The sequence below is a fragment of the Nitrosospira sp. Nsp11 genome, from assembly GCF_900142705.1.
Classification (GTDB): Bacteria; Pseudomonadota; Gammaproteobacteria; order Burkholderiales; family Nitrosomonadaceae; genus Nitrosospira.
This window is the reverse complement of record NZ_FRBV01000003.1, coordinates 124,591-140,415: the sequence shown is the minus strand read 5'-3', so window position 1 is coordinate 140,415 and position 15,825 is coordinate 124,591. Positions and strand designations below refer to the sequence as shown.

Genomic DNA, 15,825 nt, shown 5'->3' with positions numbered 1-15,825 from the left:
AAACCAGAGGTCCAGAGGTTATTGGGCCGGTAAAGCGGAGAAAAGTTGACAACCGTCAAATTTGATTCAAATTAGCTGAACAAAATAGTTGACCGGAATGGAGGGGATTCATATACTTGACTAACGTTGTCGGGTATTAAGCCGATAACTTCAGCAGATGTTAACCTGGTATAAATCCAATTGGAGCGAAAAAATGCGATTAACGACTAAGGGGCGTTTTGCGGTAACCGCGATGATTGATCTTGCGTTGCACAGTGCGGAGGGTCCGGTTACGTTAGCGGGAATCAGCGAACGGCAGAAAATTTCGTTGTCCTATCTGGAGCAATTATTTGGAAAGCTGCGTCGTAATAAGCTGGTGGGTAGCGTGCGCGGACCGGGCGGCGGCTATCGCTTGACAAAACCGATGAACGAGGTGTCCGTGGTAGACATCATTTTTGCCGTGGATGAGCCGATCGATGCGACGCAATGCGGAGGCAAGGAAAATTGCCACAACGACCAGCGATGTATGACCCACGACTTGTGGGCCACTCTTAATGGCAGGATACGGGATTACCTGGCATTGGTTACGCTGGATCAACTCGTGGCAAATCCAAAGGTGAAGGACATTGCTGTACTGCAAGACATGAGAGCATGCAAGAAATCTCATGGAACGGTTCTGGCTTGAGTGGTGGCTCATATCAACAAAGGTAGAATTCGATCCAGACGGGATGTGCACAAAAATCGGTAATTGCCGGGAGCGGAAAAAGTGACTTACGCTTATTTCGATCATAACGCCACGACAGCGGTTGATGAGGCAGTGCTGGATGCAATGCTGCCATATTTTCAAAAAGAGTACGGCAACCCTTCCAGTCGCCATGCGAAAGGCATAACAGCCCGCCACGCGGTGAACCAGGCGCGCGAGCGGGTCGCGGATTCAGTAGGCGTGCAACCGGCGCAGGTTATTTTCACCAGCGGCGGGTCGGAAGCGAATAATCTGTTTATCCACGGGGCGGCAGGTTATCTGAAGCCGGCGCGAATTGCCGTGAGCGCGGTCGAGCATCCCTGTGTGATGCGATCCGCTCAGGCATTGGTCCGGAACCCGTATGGCTGGAATTTGCATCGATTGACGGTAGATAATCTGGGGCGCGTAGATATGGCGGATCTGGACAACGCCTTGCCGGACCGACACCCCAGTCTGGTATCGGTAATGCTGGCGAACAACGAAACCGGCGTTATCCAGGATGTGGCGGCGATTGCCGAGAAAGCACGGTCATGCGGCGCCTGGGTTCATACCGACGCCGTACAGGCATTCGGCAAAATTCCTGTGGATTTCGCTTCGCTCAATGTGCATGCGCTGACATTCTCCGGGCACAAGATTTATGGACCCAAGGGTGCGGCAGCGCTGATTATCGATAAACGGTTATTGCTCAAGCCCCTTATCTATGGGGGAGGTCATGAGAACGGATTGCGCTCCGGTACTGAAAATGTTCCGGCCATTGTGGGGCTCGGCGTCGCCTGCGGATTAGTCAAGGCACGGATAGCGGAAAGGACGGCGCATATTTCGGCGTTACGCGCCCGACTGGAGCAAGGGTTGGTTGAGATGGGCGCTGTTATTTTTGGGTTAGGTGCGTCGCGTTTGCCCAATACCTGCTATTTCGCATTGCCCGACATTGAAGGCGACACACTGGTCGTGCGCCTCGACAAGGCAGGTTTCGCAGTAGCAAGCGGAGCGGCTTGCTCCAGTGTAAACCCCGGCAGAAGCCATGTCCTGGAAGCGATGGGGGTGGAATCCGATTTGGCGCGCTGTGCGGTACGTGTAAGCCTGGGCGATGGCAATTCAACGGCACAGGTGGAGAATTTTCTTAAGGCCTTAAGTAGCGTTGTTCAGGAATTAAAGCAAATGAACATGGCCTCGATTTGAGCACCACCTTGATCACGGATGAGCTCCTGGTGGAATTTATGGTCGAGTACGGATCACGGCGTTCGTCTTGAATACCGATCTCTCCTGGGGGCTACATGTATCATGGTTTTACGACTGCGGAATGGGTCGGCGATAGCTACCGGTCGCTATCAGTCGAAACGATGATTGACGATATGCCTTCGTCTTGCCAGGAGGCGCCAGGAAGCGTTAAGCGGGGGAATACTGTCTTCCCGGAATAATTGAATAATCTTGTCCGTTATCTGACAATTTATGGTTATACTCTAATTTCATCCAGAGGGAATCGATGCCTCACTGATTCTCATAAGTTCTAATCAACCGTGTCATTTCACTTATTACTTATCGTGAGACATAATTATTCTACTTCCCTCCTGTTGTTGATATGCGTAGCGCTGCTTTCGGGTTGCGCTACCACGCGACCAAATGACCAAAGAACAGAATCGTTCGATCCGGTCGATCCTTATGAAAAAATCAACCGCAAGTTCTATACGTTCACCGATGTGGTTGACCGGAAGATCATGGAGCCGATTGCCGATTTCTATATCGATTACGTACCCAATGGTGCACAGCGCTCCGTCGGAAATTTTTTCGACAACCTCCAGTATCCAAATGTCATTCTGAATGCCTTCCTGCAAGGCAAGGTACGCCAGGGGTTTCGGGACACCCTTCGTTTTGTTGTCAATTCAACCATTGGCGGCGCTGGGCTCTTCGATATGGCTTCACCTATGGGTTTGGCGCAGCACGACGAGGACTTCGGGCAAACGTTGGGAGTATGGGGTGTTGATGCAAAAACTTATCTGTTTGTTCCTTTGCTTGGCCCCAGCAGCAACCGCGACATATCCGGCATTCCTGTCACCGCCCTCACCAACGTTCTCTTCTGGACAGGTATTTTCGTAATCGGTGCGCCCGTCACGGTGCCGCTTGGCTTTATCGGCGCCGTTGACAAGCGAGCGAGGCTGGCCGGCCCCATGCGCATCCGTGACCAGGCAGCGCTGGAGCCTTATCTCTTTGTGCGCGATGCCTACCTGCAGCAGCGCAAGCACGTGATTTACGACGGAGAACCCCCACCCGAAGCTTACGATCAACCCGTCGAGGATCGATCTACGGATAAATTATAGTAGCTCTGCAGGTGTCCAGAGGTGTTTGCGCTACGGTATCGCAAACACCTCATCTTCCAAATTGGGTGTTGCGCAATTATTCGCTCAGAGGGGGATATTCGAAGCATGAGTGAAGTCGGCTCACGAGTCGTGCCCACCGTCCCTCCGGCAGACCTCGTCCGTCTTACGCACATCATTTATTTACTGCATGGTTTCAGCGTCCTGATGGGTATTCTAGGGCCGGCGCTTATCATTACGACATTTCTCAGCGGCTGGCCTTCAATTATCGCTGTGATCCTTAACTATTTGAAGCGTAAAGAAGTACGCCACACTTATCTTGATTCCCATTTCCGCTGGCAAATACGGACGTTCTGGTATGCCTTGCCCTGGTTGGTTATGGCGGCAATGCCTTTTGCGACAGTCATCGGTATCACTTTTGCATACATACTCGCGGTAGGCACGGGTATCTGGGTCATCTACCGCGTCAGGCGCGGCTGGATGGCTCTTAATGAGGGCAGGTCCATGCCGCTCTGAACCGGCACCCCATCGGATCAAAGCATTTCCCCCAAGTCTGCTGCACGTCCTCAATTCAGGTTATACGGCTGGGGTAGGATGCTCTACTCTCGCCTATTCCATCCATTGATGGTTTTACTGCCATCATGGTCACCCCGAGCTTTCTTCCACTGATTTGATCCATCGAGGCCTTGTGCCTATGTGTGTCGCCGTACAGAGCCACCTGTTCTCGGGCATTAACATTTCACCAATCTGAGCTTTCAATAGCGGGGATGGTATCCCGAAACCAGCCCAAAAGCGGCAATACATCGCGGCTAAATCATACTCTCGGCTAGGAATTGCGAGACGTATTCTTTTGATACGACAACCGATACTGGGATTTATCATGCCTGCGCCCCAAAGCCCCAAGCAGAACAGAATGCTGGCAGCACTTTCTCTTGCGGGTTACACACACCTGTTACCTCTCCTTGAGCTGGTACCGATGCCTGCGGGGTACGTGATTTACGAGCTTGGGCTCCCCATAAAGTATCTATATTTTCCGACCACGTGCATCGTCACGCGACTGTATGAGACGGAAAACGGCGCGTGCACGCAGATTGGGATCATAGGCAACGAGGGTTTGGCAGATATCTCTGTTCTTTTTGGCGGCGAGCGCAGTCGCGCACGGGTAATAGTGCAGAGCACAGGCGAAGCCTATCGGATCAAGGCAGGTATATTAAAAAGCGAATTCGAGGCGGGGACCGAGCTACGACATCTTCTCTTGCGTTTTGCGCATGCACTGATGATCCAGACGGAACAGATAGCGGTTTCAAATCGATATCATACTGTCGATCAGCAGCTTGCCTACTTTCTGCTGATGAGCCTGGACCGCCTCTCGGGCAATGAACTTCACATAACGCATGAACAGGCTGGGATTATGTTGGGAGTACGGCGGGAAAGCGTAACGGTAGCAGCGAACAAACTTCATATGGCGGGAGCGATTCATTGCAGACGAGGCCACATCGCGATAGCAGACCGCAAACAACTGGAAGCCAGCGCGGGCGAGAACTATAAGATCGTAAAAGAAGAGTATGAGCGGTTGCTGGAGACTTATCTATCGTCTGCCTCCCGTTTTGGACGGTCTCCTGAGAAACAGTTCAAGCGGTTCTTCCAGTCAATCGAGTAGGTTACAAATCTGCCCCGGCATGACAGTCTCGCTGTGGAGAAAGGAAACAAGGCGTCCCCGGTCGAGCGTGTGTCCAAGGAGAAAATGCTCAATTCCTAGCAGCCTGTTGGCCCGCGATGCTGAGCGCCTCGTAAGAGGACCCGGGCGTGCTGCGTTTTCCCTCTCTGACGCTTACGCGATTGCTCGCCTTTGCGCCATTTTGCCGCTTTGTAACGTGCAGCGCAACCAGCAGAGATGCATGAACTTAAAGGAAATCGGCTGCAAAAGCGTCTGGGTGGTTCATATTTCACTGCTTTTCGACCAATAGAAAAAATCTGCCTTCACCCAGTCACTTTTTCGCCGCGATTCTTCAAGTTCGACAGGCTGCTAGTGTGCGGTTTCGCACAGACCTGCTACCTCAAGCGTGGGAATATTTACGTTACTGATTGAACGTGTGGGATATCCAAAAAATGGTCATGAAGAGTTGGTACTCTTTCCGCAATCAGAGTGGAGATCTATCATGAGAAGACTGGGTTTTCTGGTGTTCAGCTTAGGATTGACCACGGGAAGTGCTTTCGGCCAGAACGATTACGATAACCGCGCGGAGGATCGGCAATCGCAGGATGCTGTTGTCCGCGCTCAGACTGCGCGCGAAACACGCAATACCCGGCCCGAACAGCAGAAGAATGAGCACGACCGTTCCAGCGAGTTTGCCGCCACGAATGCGATGCCTTCTTCGCCCGCTTTTGAAAACCAGCCCGACAAGGGAAAGACATTGGGATTCGATTTTTATCGTGATCCCTTGAACGCGAAAAAGCCGATGCAGACTTTCGAGGAAACCATGAAAGCCGATGTGGCCGCTCGCCCCAAAATCATGAAAACACAGCGGGAACTTCTCCTGCGGCGATACGATTTAACGCCCCGGCTTGATAAGGAAGCGAAAATGTCTCGCGGCAAGCCTCTGGCTGTTGGCCCTACGGCTCGCCTGCCGGCAGGAATGACTTGGCAAAAATTGGCCGACATGTCTCCGCCCGAAATACGGGTAAAAAATATGTTTCCGTACCCGGCCTTACCTCACCCGAAACAATCTCCAGGGGGACAAGTCTTCACGCAGGCTCAAATCGACATGTTTCCACGACTGGAGCGGTTTGACGTCGAGCATGATTTGCCAGAAGTATTTCTTCCGGAATTTCCCCCCGCCATTTTTCTTCAAAACCGGCCCGAACTAGGGGACGTTTCTCGCGGGGAAGTCGTATCGATCAATAACTTTTATCGCCTCTTCAAAGACATTCTGACCCCCGTACAGCTTAACGGCCTTCAGATTTTGCTCACCCCTCTTCCCCAGGAAGAATTTAATCCAACTGATGACCGTAAAAGCGCACAGCCCAGCTTGGGCGTCACTTGCTTTGACTGTCACGTGAACGGACATACCACGGGTCAATTTCATCTAAGCCCGGATATCAGGACCCAGGAAAGGCGTTTTCGACTGGATACGGTAAGCTTGCGTGGGATGTTCAATCAGCAAATCCACGGGTCCAAACGCAGCTTGCGCTCGGTGGAGGATTTCACCGAGTTCGAGTTTCGTACCGCTTATTTCAATGGTGACCCGATTCATGCCATGAAAAAGGGATTCCCGGTTCTCGATCGAATTCATGTGAGCCATATGGCGCAGCTTCAGAATATGCTGGACTTTCCCCCTGCGCCAAAACTCGACACGCAAGGCCGGCTCGATCCATCTAAAGCAACCACGCATGAACTTCGTGGTGAAAAGGTTTTTTTCGGGAAAGGCCAATGTGCGAGCTGTCACCAGCCGCCCGCTTTTCTTGATCAGCAAATGCACGACCTGAAACTCGAACGCTTCCTGCAAGAGCCGGGAGACGGGCCGATAAAGACTTTCACTTTGCGGGGCATCAAGGATAGCCCGCCTTATCTGCATGATGGGCGTTTGCTAACCCTCGAAGATACCGTTGAATTTTTCAATCTCGTATTGCAGCTCAAACTGACAGATGAAGAGAAATCCGATCTTGTCGCTTATATGCGCCAACTATAGTTTACGCTTTGCAATTTGGCGAAAGAGAAAAACTCATTTGTGTTGAATGAAACTTGTATTGACTAAAACTCAGTGGAACCCATCCTTGGAATTTTTACGACTGGAATATAAATGATTGATGTAAAGATGACGAAATAATCAGGAGAGGACTCATGAGCATTTCCGCCGCAACCGCAACCGCAACCGCAACCGCAACCGCAACCGCAACCGCAACCGCAACCCCAAACCGAAAAGAAGTTGTGCCGCTCAATGGCGCATCCGTTCGTAAATCGACAAAACTGGTGCGAAAAGCTGTATTTCCCGTGGCCGGGCTCGGCACGCGTTTTTTGCCTGCAACCAAGGCGGTGGCTAAGGAAATGTTGCCCATTGTAGATCGGCCATTGATTCAATACGCTGTGGATGAAGCAGCGGCGGCGGGTATCGAAGAGATCGTTTTTGTGACCCATCGCAGCAAACGGTCTATTGAAGACCACCTCCATCGCGCGGTGGAACTGGAAAACGAACTGGCCTCACAAGAGAAACACGCCTCGTTGAAAATGCTGCGGCAACTCACACCTAACGGGGTCCGTTTCACTTTTGTGCGCCAGGAAGAGCCCAGGGGGCTGGGGCACGCGATTTTATGTGCGCGACATCAAATTGGAAATGAGCCTTTTGCTGTGTTGCTTCCGGACGATCTGATCGATGCCCAGCCTCCTGTATTGGCACAGATGATTTCCCAGTACGAGCAAGCCCTTAGCAGCCTCGTGGCTGTCCGGCCGGTACCCCACGAAGACACCCGTCATTATGGGATTGTGGATACTTTCGGGGAGGATGCCGAAAGCCGTACCATGAAAATTCGAAGCTTGGTGGAGAAGCCTTCTCCCGATGTTGCCCCATCTAACTTGGCAATTGTAGGTCGTTATATTCTCTCGCCCACCATTTTTGAATGCCTCGCAAACGTGGAACCGGGGATAGGGGGGGAAATTCAGCTTACGGACGGAATCGCGCGACTTCTCAAACAGGAACCTGTGATGAGTTACCGTTACCAGGGCAAGCATTATGATTGCGGTAGCAAGATAGGTTTTTTGCAGGCCACGGTAGCGTATGGCTTGCAGCATCCCGAGGTAGGCAGGCAATTTCGGGAAGTGCTGCTGGAGGTAGGGCGTGAACTCTCGTCCGAGCATTCCTATCCATCGAATCTCGCTATCGACAGGACTGACACTCGTCCAGCGCTGTTAAAGAGTGCCTCGGCCTGAACAATCTGGAGCAAGCTTATGAGTCCGTGCTGAGTTGGGGGAGGGACGCGCTTCAGATGCAGTTTGTTTGGGGACTTTCAGTAACAGTGGGGGTTCAAGAAAGCGGGCCCATCTCATCGAACCAGGTTGACTACACATCCCGATTGTTGTCACTGGTTCCTATGGCCATCATTTCGCCGAAACGGATGGTTCGCATGGGCCCCCAAAGCGAATTAAATTGCATTGTATTTTCGGGAAATAACATCACCACCGTTGAGCCTAGCTGAAAACGGCCCATTTCGTCGCCTTTTCTGAGCATCAGGTTTTGCGAATCGTATCGCCACTCGCGAACACGCCCAGAGCGTTTAGGATTTACGACCCCATGCCAGGTCGTGGCAATACTTCCAACGATGGTGGCGCCTACCAGCGCTAGCACAAATGGGCCATGCTCCGACTCAAATACACACACCACACGTTCGTTACGGGCAAACAGGCTTGGAATACCGCGGGCTGTGAGGGGATTTACCGAGAACAATACGCCTGGGACATATATCATACGGGTCAATCGACCATCGCAAGGCATATGCACCCGATGGTAATCCTTAGGGCTCAGATACAGCGTGGCAAACTTGCCCCCGCGAAATTTCTCAGCCAACTCGCTATCGCCGCCTACCAACGCGGTTGTAGAATAATTATGCCCCTTGGCCTGAAATATTTGATCACCGCGAATAACGCCTAGCTGGCTTATACTGCCGTCGACTGGACAAATAAAGTCCGCTTGAGCCAGAGGCCGCTTCCCTGGTAGTAACGCACGAGTAAAAAAATCATTAAAGGTCTTGTAGCTGTGAATATCAGGATTAACCGTTTCGTCCATATTCACATCGTAGCGCTTGATGAACCAGCGAATCAAAAATGCCGTCAGGCGACCCGCACGGGCACTTGCAACCTTTCCGGCAAATACGGTAATTGCCTGCTTGGGTAGCAGATATTGCGGAAGAACCGAAAAAGACGCCTTGGACACTTTGAGGTACCTTTGGAAGCCGAACGGTAATTATATTAGGTTGGCCACATTAAGTCTTGCTAAAACTCCCTACAGAATCCGTTTGTGCTCTATGGATCAAGATTATTTTGACCGCTCAACTTTTTTGACACGGGAAGGCCATAAAAAATTCCAACCGGATTCCACATGACCTTGCAATGCAAGTCATTTACAACAATTACAATAGATGACTTGCATAATACTTAATGGGAGAAGCTTTTCAGGCGCGTCGCATTTTTTCCAGTAGTAGGGTTGGGGCCGCGCTGGTTTTGCTGATTTTGTAGAGGGCGCTTCAACGTTATCCGGGTTCGCGAATAGTGGCGTTTATTCTGAATAATAGCAAATGATGGAAATGATGGTTAATGGAAAATTTACCCCGGGCCTGCGATGGTATCCGCTTGCGCTTTGGGGCCATCCAGCAGTTGTCTCGTTTGTTCTTCCTGCTGCTGAAGTTCCCACATATGGGCATAAGTACCATTTGCTGCAAGTAGCTCCCAGTGGGTGCCACGTTCGATAATACTGCCTTTGTCCATGACCAGAATCTGGTCGGCATCCGCGATAGTGGACAATCGATGCGCAATGGTCAGCGTAGTCCGATTCACGGCAATGCGCTTTAACTCTGCCTGGATGGCTTTTTCCGATTTTGAATCAAGTGCCGAAGTGGCCTCATCGAAAATAATAATTTTGGGATTTTTCAGAATTGCGCGCGCGATAGCGACACGCTGCTTTTCTCCACCAGAAAGTTTTAATCCTCGTTCTCCTACGGTAGTTTCATATTTTCCCGGAAGGCTTTCGATGAAGTCGTGGATGTGTGCCAGCCTGGCAGCTTCGAGTACTTCTTCACGAGTCGCATCAGGGCGCCCGTATGCAATATTGTAATAAATACTGTCATTGAACAGGACGGTGTCCTGAGGTACGATACCCACCGCCGCACGCAGGCTTTGCTGAGTGACATCGCGGATATCCTGATTGTTTATCAAAATACGACCGCTGTCGATGTCGTAGAAACGGAACAGCAGACGGGCCAGCGTCGACTTGCCGGATCCGCTATGCCCGACCACTGCTACATTACGACCAGCCGGTATATCGAAGGTCACGTTAAACAGAATCTGGCGATTGGACTCATAGCTAAAATTCACTTCCTCAAAGCGAACCGCCGAATATCCGGGAATGAGATCGGTTGCGCCTGATTTGTCTTTTATCTCCTCATTCTCCGCCAATAAGCTGAACATTTTTTCCATATCCGCCAGGGAATGCTTGATTTCGCGATAAACGAATCCCAGAAAATGCAGAGGCATATATAGCTGGAGCATAAAGGTGTTGACCAGTACCAGGTCGCCCAACGACATCGTGCCCTTGATGACGCCATCCGCCGCCAACCACAGCAGCAAGGTTACACCAACCGCGATTATGGCACTTTGTCCGGAATTAAGCGCGGCCAGAGAAGTCTGGTTACGCACGGCCGCAGTCTCCCATTTTTGCATATGCTCGTCGTAGCGCCGCGCCTCCCATGACTCATTGCCGAAATATTTAACCGTTTCATAGTTCAGCAAACTGTCTATGGCTTGAGTATTGGCTTTCGAATCCATGTCGTTCATGGTGCGACGAAAGATCATGCGCCACTCGGTAACGATCAGCGTGAGTGCAATATAAGCAGCCAGCGTTGCAAAAATAACCACGGAGAACCAGATGTCGTACCTGGAGAGAAGAATAGCGGCTACTAAACCGATTTCGAGCAACGTAGGCAGAATGTTGAACAGCATGAAGTTAAGCAGAAACGAAATACCTCGCGTGCCGCGCTCGATGTCGCGGGAGACACCACCTGTTTGACGCTCCAGGTGAAAACGCAGGGACAATGCATGCAAGTGATTGAACACCCTGATAGCTACCCGCCGAATAGCCCGTTGTGTCACCTTGGCGAATACGGCATCCCGCAGCTCACCGAACAGTGTGCTGCACAGGCGCAAGATGCCGTAGGCCAAGAGCAGTAGAGCCGGCAGAACCATCAGCGCGCGCGGACGATCAAGCGCGTCTATGATTTCTTTGAGAATCAGCGGCACAGACACGTTGGCGAGCTTGGCCATGATCAGCAGCGTCAATGCCGTGATTACCCGGCCTTTGAATTCCCACAGGTAGGGCAGCAAAGAACGAATGGTCTGCCAATCGTTGCGATTGGCGGACGGTTTTTCCAGACGGGTAGGACGCATCAGTTATTTTTTCGGATCAATGTCAAATGATCCTAAATCCGGTAGTTGGAGGGGGTGAAGTGTACGGTTTTTGGGGTGCAGGGCAAGGCGCAACGACGCGGAATGGTCGTTCCATTCCAAGAAGTTGCAACGCAGCCATGTGCCGCAAAAACTGTGCAATTCACCCTGTAGCGGCCTCACCTAGAAGGTAAGTGTCAAATAATGTGAAATATTGTTATTAATCATAACACTAATCTATTAAATGAGCGGTCAACTACCGGATTTAGGATGGTAGAATAAGTATAACGTGGCGCTGTCGCTAATGACGTGGCAGATGACCCCGCAGGCATGTCGTTCCGCAGTGCAAAAAAAAGGCGCCCGAGTGGGCGCCCTCATATCACGCTTTGATAATTTCAGTGTCGTTTTATTATGAATTGATATCCCAGAGATCAACCGATTGACGGTATCTCATTCGCTCCCTCATCGCCATCCAGATCCACCGCGCCTTCCTTGAACACCCGGCTTGCGCGGATGTCTTCGGCTTCGATAGTCATCAGATCTATTCGCGAAAGGTTTTTCTTCGCCCCCGCGAACAGGCGATTGGCTTGGCGCAGACGCGCTCGATCAAGCGCATTGCGAACGGAACGGGCATTCGCAAAATGCTCCAGCTTCATTCTTAGCCCGATATATTCGCGAAAAGCTTTCTCGCCCTCCGGGCTGAAGCGGTAGTTTTGCGCAGCCAGCATGAGCTTGGCGATGGCGACCAACTCATCGGCGCCATAGTCCGGGAAGTCGATATGATGCGCTATGCGCGAACGCATGCCCGGGTTGCTATGGAAAAATTTATCCATCCGGTCTTTGTAACCTGCCAGTATTACAACCAGGTCTTCACGGTTGTTCTCCATGGCCTGTAACAGAATCTCTATCGATTCGGCACCATAGTCGCGTTCATTCTCGGGTTTATAAAGATAGTAGGCTTCGTCAATGAACAGGACGCCGCCCATTGCTTTCTTCAATACCTCTTTGGTTTTAGGTGCGGTGTGGCCGATATATTGACCCACCAGGTCATCACGTGTGACCGAGACAAGATGCCCTTCACGCACATATCCCAGGCGGTGCAGGATTTCGGACATGCGTAACGCCACGGTTGTCTTCCCGGTACCGGGGTTGCCGGTGAAACACATGTGCAGGCTGGGTGCCCCGGCGGTCAGATCCAGTTTTTTGCGCAGGCGATCGACAAGCAACAGTGCAGCTGTTTCGCGAATACGCGTTTTAACCGGCTTAAGGCCGATCAACTCGAGGTCCAGCTTGTCCAACACCTCCTTGATGTTGGAGTCGCGAAATTCTGCAGCCAGATCAACCGGGTTATCATCATCCGAAGAAATGGGTTCTTTTGAAGGTTTTTTCACGTTTGATCCATACAAAATAGCCATACAAAGCTTGTACGGGGTAAATTATAAAGTTATTCGCGCCCGCCAGACACCATGGGTGTCGCGTGTGCCGCCTTGCTACTAGTTGAAATCAGGGTAGTGCTAAGAGCAATCAGGGAAGAGACAGAAGTCGATTGAGCGCTGTTGGCTGCCCATTCGTTTTCTGCCTCCAATCAACCCCCTATCCGTCAAAAGGGATAGGGGAGATCCTGATTAATACCGCTCGGCTTCCGGTTTGTCGGTTGCGTAGGAATGAATGGTGTAGCGAATGCAGCGACCTTCCGTTTCCTGACGTACCACGCCAAAGCCCGGTTCGGTTTTGGGACGGTTGACGATGTACGACATGGTTGGACTCTCGACGCCACGAGTGGAGTTGAATGCCGTTACCCTTATGTAATGATTCGGATAGGTTTTACGGCAGTCATTGATCTCCGCCAGAATGCCTGCCGGATCCTTCAGATCGAACATCGGATTGCCGAACATCTCCCAATAAGTGTTGCGTGGATGCGGGTCATCGGTATATTCAATGCCTATTGCCCAATTGTTCTTCAGCGCATATTTAATTTGCGCCGAGATTTGTTTGTCCGTCAATGGGGGCAGGAAAGAAAACTGCCCCTGCGTGACGAGATTTCCTACATTGGTCATCATGGTTTATATATCTCCTAATATGATTAAACGCTGGCCGTGGTGGACGGCACAAAATCGGCAGTATCAGTGGATTCGTAGTTGAAGGTGATGTCTTTCCAGGTATCCAGCGCTTGCTTGAGCGGCGTGCACCATTTGGCGGCGGCTTCGAGAATCTTGGGGCCTTCATTCACGTAATCGCGACCTTCATTACGCGCCAGTACCATCGCTTCCAGCGCAACACGATTGGCAACAGCACCGGCCTGTATGCCCATTGGGTGACCGATCGTTCCGCCGCCAAACTGCAATATCACGTCTTCACCGAGATAATCAAGCAACTGGTGCATCTGACCCGCGTGAATGCCGCCTGAAGCGACCGGCATGACCTTGTTCAGAGAAGCCCAGTCCTGCTCGAAGAACAGGCCGGTTTCGAGATTCTGTGGAGTGTGCGTTTCGCGCAAGGTATCGTAAAAGCCTTTGATCATGAGCGGATCGCCCTCAAGCTTCCCAACAACCGTACCTGCGTGTATATGATCCACGCCCGCCATACGCATCCACTTGCAGATCACACGGAAATTCATGCCGTGGTTCTTCTGGCGCGAGTAGGTCGAGTTGCCGGCGCGGTGCAGGTGAAGAATCATATCGTTCTTGCGTGCCCATTTGGCCATCGACTGTATCGCCGTGTAGCCGATCACCAGATCGATCATGACGATGACTGAGCCCAGCGATTTGGCGAACTCGGCGCGCTCGTACATTTCTTCCATCGTGCCGGCCGTGACGTTCAGGTAGTGGCCCTTGACTTCGCCCGTTGCAGCGGAAGCCCTGTTGACAGCTTCCATGCAATACAGAAAACGGTCGCGCCAATGCATAAAGGGTTGCGAATTGATATTCTCGTCATCTTTCATGAAGTCGAGACCACCCTTGAGCCCTTCGTATACCACGCGCCCATAATTACGTCCTGACAGACCCAGCTTCGGCTTGGTTGTGGCGCCGAGCAAGGGGCGTCCGAATTTGTCGAGGCGTTCGCGCTCTACCACGACTCCGGTAGCGGGGCCCTGGAAGGTTTTCAGGTAAGCGACCGGGATGCGCATGTCTTCCAGGCGTAGCGCTTTCACCGCCTTGAAACCAAAAACGTTGCCAATGATCGATGCGGTCAGGTTGGCAATTGAACCGCCCTCGAACAAATCCAGATCGTAGGCGATGTAGGCGAAATACTGAGCCTCGTTTTTCGTGCCGGGGCCGGTGTTGGGCACCAGCTCGGAGCGATAGGCCTTGGCGCGGTAGAGCTCGGCGGCGGTCAACCGGTCGGTCCATACCACGGTCCAGGTTGCGGTGGAAGATTCGCCTGCAACAGCGGCGGCGGCTTCCTCATGCTCCACCCCTGGTTGAGGGGTGATACGAAACACGGCAATGATATCCGTATCCTTGGGTACATAATCGGAATCCCAGTAACCCATTTTTTTGTATGGCAGTACGCCAGATTTGTAGCGTTCCTTGCCGGTTAATTCTTCACTCATGTCGATTCTCCTCATAGGGTAGATAAAAGTACTACAGGATGCATTGTAACCGGAATTATCATAAACAACAGTCACGTGTTTTGATTGTTATGATAATCTTTATCTTATATGATTCCTCAAAATCGACCCCGGCAAAACGACCATGCTACATCTTACTCTGAGGCAATTAAAGGTTTTTGAGTCCGTTGCCAGCTACCTGAGTTTTTCGCGCGCGGCTGAAAGCCTCTTCCTGACCCAACCCGCGGTTTCGATGCAGATCAAGCAGCTGGAGCAAAGTATCGGTCTGCCGCTGTTCGAACAGATGGGTAAGAAAATCTATCTGACGGATGCGGGGCGCGAACTTTATCATTACAGCCGCGCAATCTCCCAACAACTGGCCGATATGGAGCTGGCGCTCGATGAATTGAAGGGTCTGGAGCGAGGCAAACTGAATATCGCGGTGGTAAGCACCGCCAATTATTTTGCCCCGCACCTGCTCGCCAGGTTTTGCCAGCGCTATAGCGGCGTTACTGTCAGCCTGAATGTCGCCAACCGGGAAACGGTTTTGAAGCAATTATCCGACAACGTGGTCGATATGGCCATCATGGGGCAGCCACCGGATGATCTGGATATCGCCACGGAATCTTTTATGGAAAATCCACTGGTGGTCATTGCTCCCCCGAATCACCCCTTGTGCAAAAAGCGCCGTATTCCCGTAAAACGGCTGGAGCGGGAAACTTTCCTCGTGCGTGAGCCCGGTTCGGGCACGCGCGGTGCGATGGAACGTTTTTTTGCGGCGCACCATATTGCCATTAACCGGGGGATGGAAACGGATACCAGCGAGGCGATCAAGCAGGCAGTACAAGCGGGGATGGGGCTGGGCATCATGTCGTTGCATACGGCCGAGCTGGAATTGGAGACAAAGCGTCTCTCGATTCTGGATGTGCAGGATTTTCCAATCATTCGCCATTGGCATGTGGTACACCGAAAAAACAAACGGCTTTCAAGCGTAGCGCAAGCATTCAGGGAATTCTTGTTGAAGGAGGCGCCGGCGCTGATGCCGGGAATAACAGGAGCAAAGGATTAAAGAAGCGTCCTGTTATTCACCTTGTTA

At 51.7% G+C, this 15,825-nt stretch carries 13 protein-coding genes; 8 read left to right on the top strand and 5 right to left on the bottom strand.

Annotated features, from left to right (window positions below; translation table 11 throughout):
• Positions 1-193 precede the first annotated feature (193 nt).
• The 7 genes from iscR (at position 194) to galU (ending at position 7,957) form a co-directional block, all read left to right on the top strand.
• Complete coding sequence (gene iscR / locus BUA28_RS05960; protein ID WP_072767309.1) at positions 194-664, top strand: Fe-S cluster assembly transcriptional regulator IscR; 471 nt, start codon at positions 194-196, stop codon at positions 662-664.
• Positions 665-745: 81 nt separating this feature from the next.
• On the top strand, positions 746-1,900 hold the full coding sequence (locus BUA28_RS05955; protein ID WP_072767209.1) for a cysteine desulfurase family protein: 1,155 nt from the start codon (positions 746-748) through the stop codon (positions 1,898-1,900).
• Positions 1,901-2,262: 362 nt separating this feature from the next.
• Entirely contained in the window at positions 2,263-3,036 is a 774-nt protein-coding gene (locus tag BUA28_RS05950; RefSeq protein ID WP_072767308.1) for an MlaA family lipoprotein, read from the top strand.
• A 105-nt stretch (positions 3,037-3,141) separates the two neighbouring features.
• The gene (locus tag BUA28_RS05945; RefSeq protein WP_072767208.1) at positions 3,142-3,549 is read left to right on the top strand and encodes a DUF4870 family protein; all 408 of its coding nucleotides are present in this window, start codon (positions 3,142-3,144) and stop codon (positions 3,547-3,549) included.
• 364 nt (positions 3,550-3,913) lie between these two features.
• A complete protein-coding gene (locus tag BUA28_RS05940) occupies positions 3,914-4,693 on the top strand; it encodes a Crp/Fnr family transcriptional regulator (RefSeq protein ID WP_072767207.1) in 780 nt (259 codons plus the stop codon).
• A 499-nt stretch (positions 4,694-5,192) separates the two neighbouring features.
• On the top strand, positions 5,193-6,722 hold the full coding sequence (locus BUA28_RS05930) for a cytochrome B6 (RefSeq protein ID WP_072767205.1): 1,530 nt from the start codon (positions 5,193-5,195) through the stop codon (positions 6,720-6,722).
• A gap of 152 nt (positions 6,723-6,874) precedes the next feature.
• Complete coding sequence (galU, locus tag BUA28_RS05925) at positions 6,875-7,957, top strand: UTP--glucose-1-phosphate uridylyltransferase GalU (RefSeq protein ID WP_083569894.1); 1,083 nt, start codon at positions 6,875-6,877, stop codon at positions 7,955-7,957.
• 130 nt (positions 7,958-8,087) lie between these two features.
• On the opposite strand, the gene asd is transcribed toward galU, so the two are convergent.
• The 5 genes from asd to BUA28_RS05900 form a co-directional block, all read right to left on the bottom strand.
• Positions 8,088-8,957, bottom strand: coding sequence for an archaetidylserine decarboxylase (asd, locus tag BUA28_RS05920; protein ID WP_072767204.1), 870 nt, complete (start codon positions 8,955-8,957; stop codon positions 8,088-8,090).
• 389 nt (positions 8,958-9,346) lie between these two features.
• A complete protein-coding gene (locus tag BUA28_RS05915; RefSeq protein ID WP_072767203.1) occupies positions 9,347-11,182 on the bottom strand; it encodes an ABCB family ABC transporter ATP-binding protein/permease in 1,836 nt (611 codons plus the stop codon).
• Positions 11,183-11,610: 428 nt separating this feature from the next.
• Complete coding sequence (gene cbbX, locus BUA28_RS05910) at positions 11,611-12,570, bottom strand: CbbX protein (protein WP_113072962.1); 960 nt, start codon at positions 12,568-12,570, stop codon at positions 11,611-11,613.
• Between the two features lie 234 nt (positions 12,571-12,804).
• Positions 12,805-13,239: a ribulose bisphosphate carboxylase small subunit gene (locus tag BUA28_RS05905; RefSeq protein WP_072767201.1), complete on the bottom strand. Its 435-nt coding sequence runs from the start codon at positions 13,237-13,239 to the stop codon at positions 12,805-12,807.
• 23 nt (positions 13,240-13,262) lie between these two features.
• The gene (locus BUA28_RS05900; protein WP_072767200.1) at positions 13,263-14,732 is read right to left on the bottom strand and encodes a ribulose-bisphosphate carboxylase large subunit; all 1,470 of its coding nucleotides are present in this window, start codon (positions 14,730-14,732) and stop codon (positions 13,263-13,265) included.
• Positions 14,733-14,874: 142 nt separating this feature from the next.
• Here BUA28_RS05900 and BUA28_RS05895 point away from each other — a divergent pair, with 142 nt between their 5' ends.
• Positions 14,875-15,798, top strand: coding sequence for a LysR family transcriptional regulator (locus BUA28_RS05895; RefSeq protein WP_072767199.1), 924 nt, complete (start codon positions 14,875-14,877; stop codon positions 15,796-15,798).
• Positions 15,799-15,825 lie beyond the last annotated feature (27 nt).

Excerpts from the sequence above, each read along its gene's own strand:
- BUA28_RS05915 (WP_072767203.1), bottom strand. The coding sequence starts at position 11,182 with ATGCGTCCTACCCGTCTGGAAAAACCGTCCGCCAATCGCAACGATTGG.
- BUA28_RS05905 (WP_072767201.1), bottom strand. The coding sequence starts at position 13,239 with ATGATGACCAATGTAGGAAATCTCGTCACGCAGGGGCAGTTTTCTTTC.
- iscR (WP_072767309.1), top strand. The coding sequence starts at position 194 with ATGCGATTAACGACTAAGGGGCGTTTTGCGGTAACCGCGATGATTGAT.
- BUA28_RS05895 (WP_072767199.1), top strand. The coding sequence starts at position 14,875 with ATGCTACATCTTACTCTGAGGCAATTAAAGGTTTTTGAGTCCGTTGCC.
- BUA28_RS05945 (WP_072767208.1), top strand. The coding sequence starts at position 3,142 with ATGAGTGAAGTCGGCTCACGAGTCGTGCCCACCGTCCCTCCGGCAGAC.
- galU (WP_083569894.1), top strand. The coding sequence starts at position 6,875 with ATGAGCATTTCCGCCGCAACCGCAACCGCAACCGCAACCGCAACCGCA.
- BUA28_RS05940 (WP_072767207.1), top strand. The coding sequence starts at position 3,914 with ATGCCTGCGCCCCAAAGCCCCAAGCAGAACAGAATGCTGGCAGCACTT.
- BUA28_RS05930 (WP_072767205.1), top strand. The coding sequence starts at position 5,193 with ATGAGAAGACTGGGTTTTCTGGTGTTCAGCTTAGGATTGACCACGGGA.
- BUA28_RS05900 (WP_072767200.1), bottom strand. The coding sequence starts at position 14,732 with ATGAGTGAAGAATTAACCGGCAAGGAACGCTACAAATCTGGCGTACTG.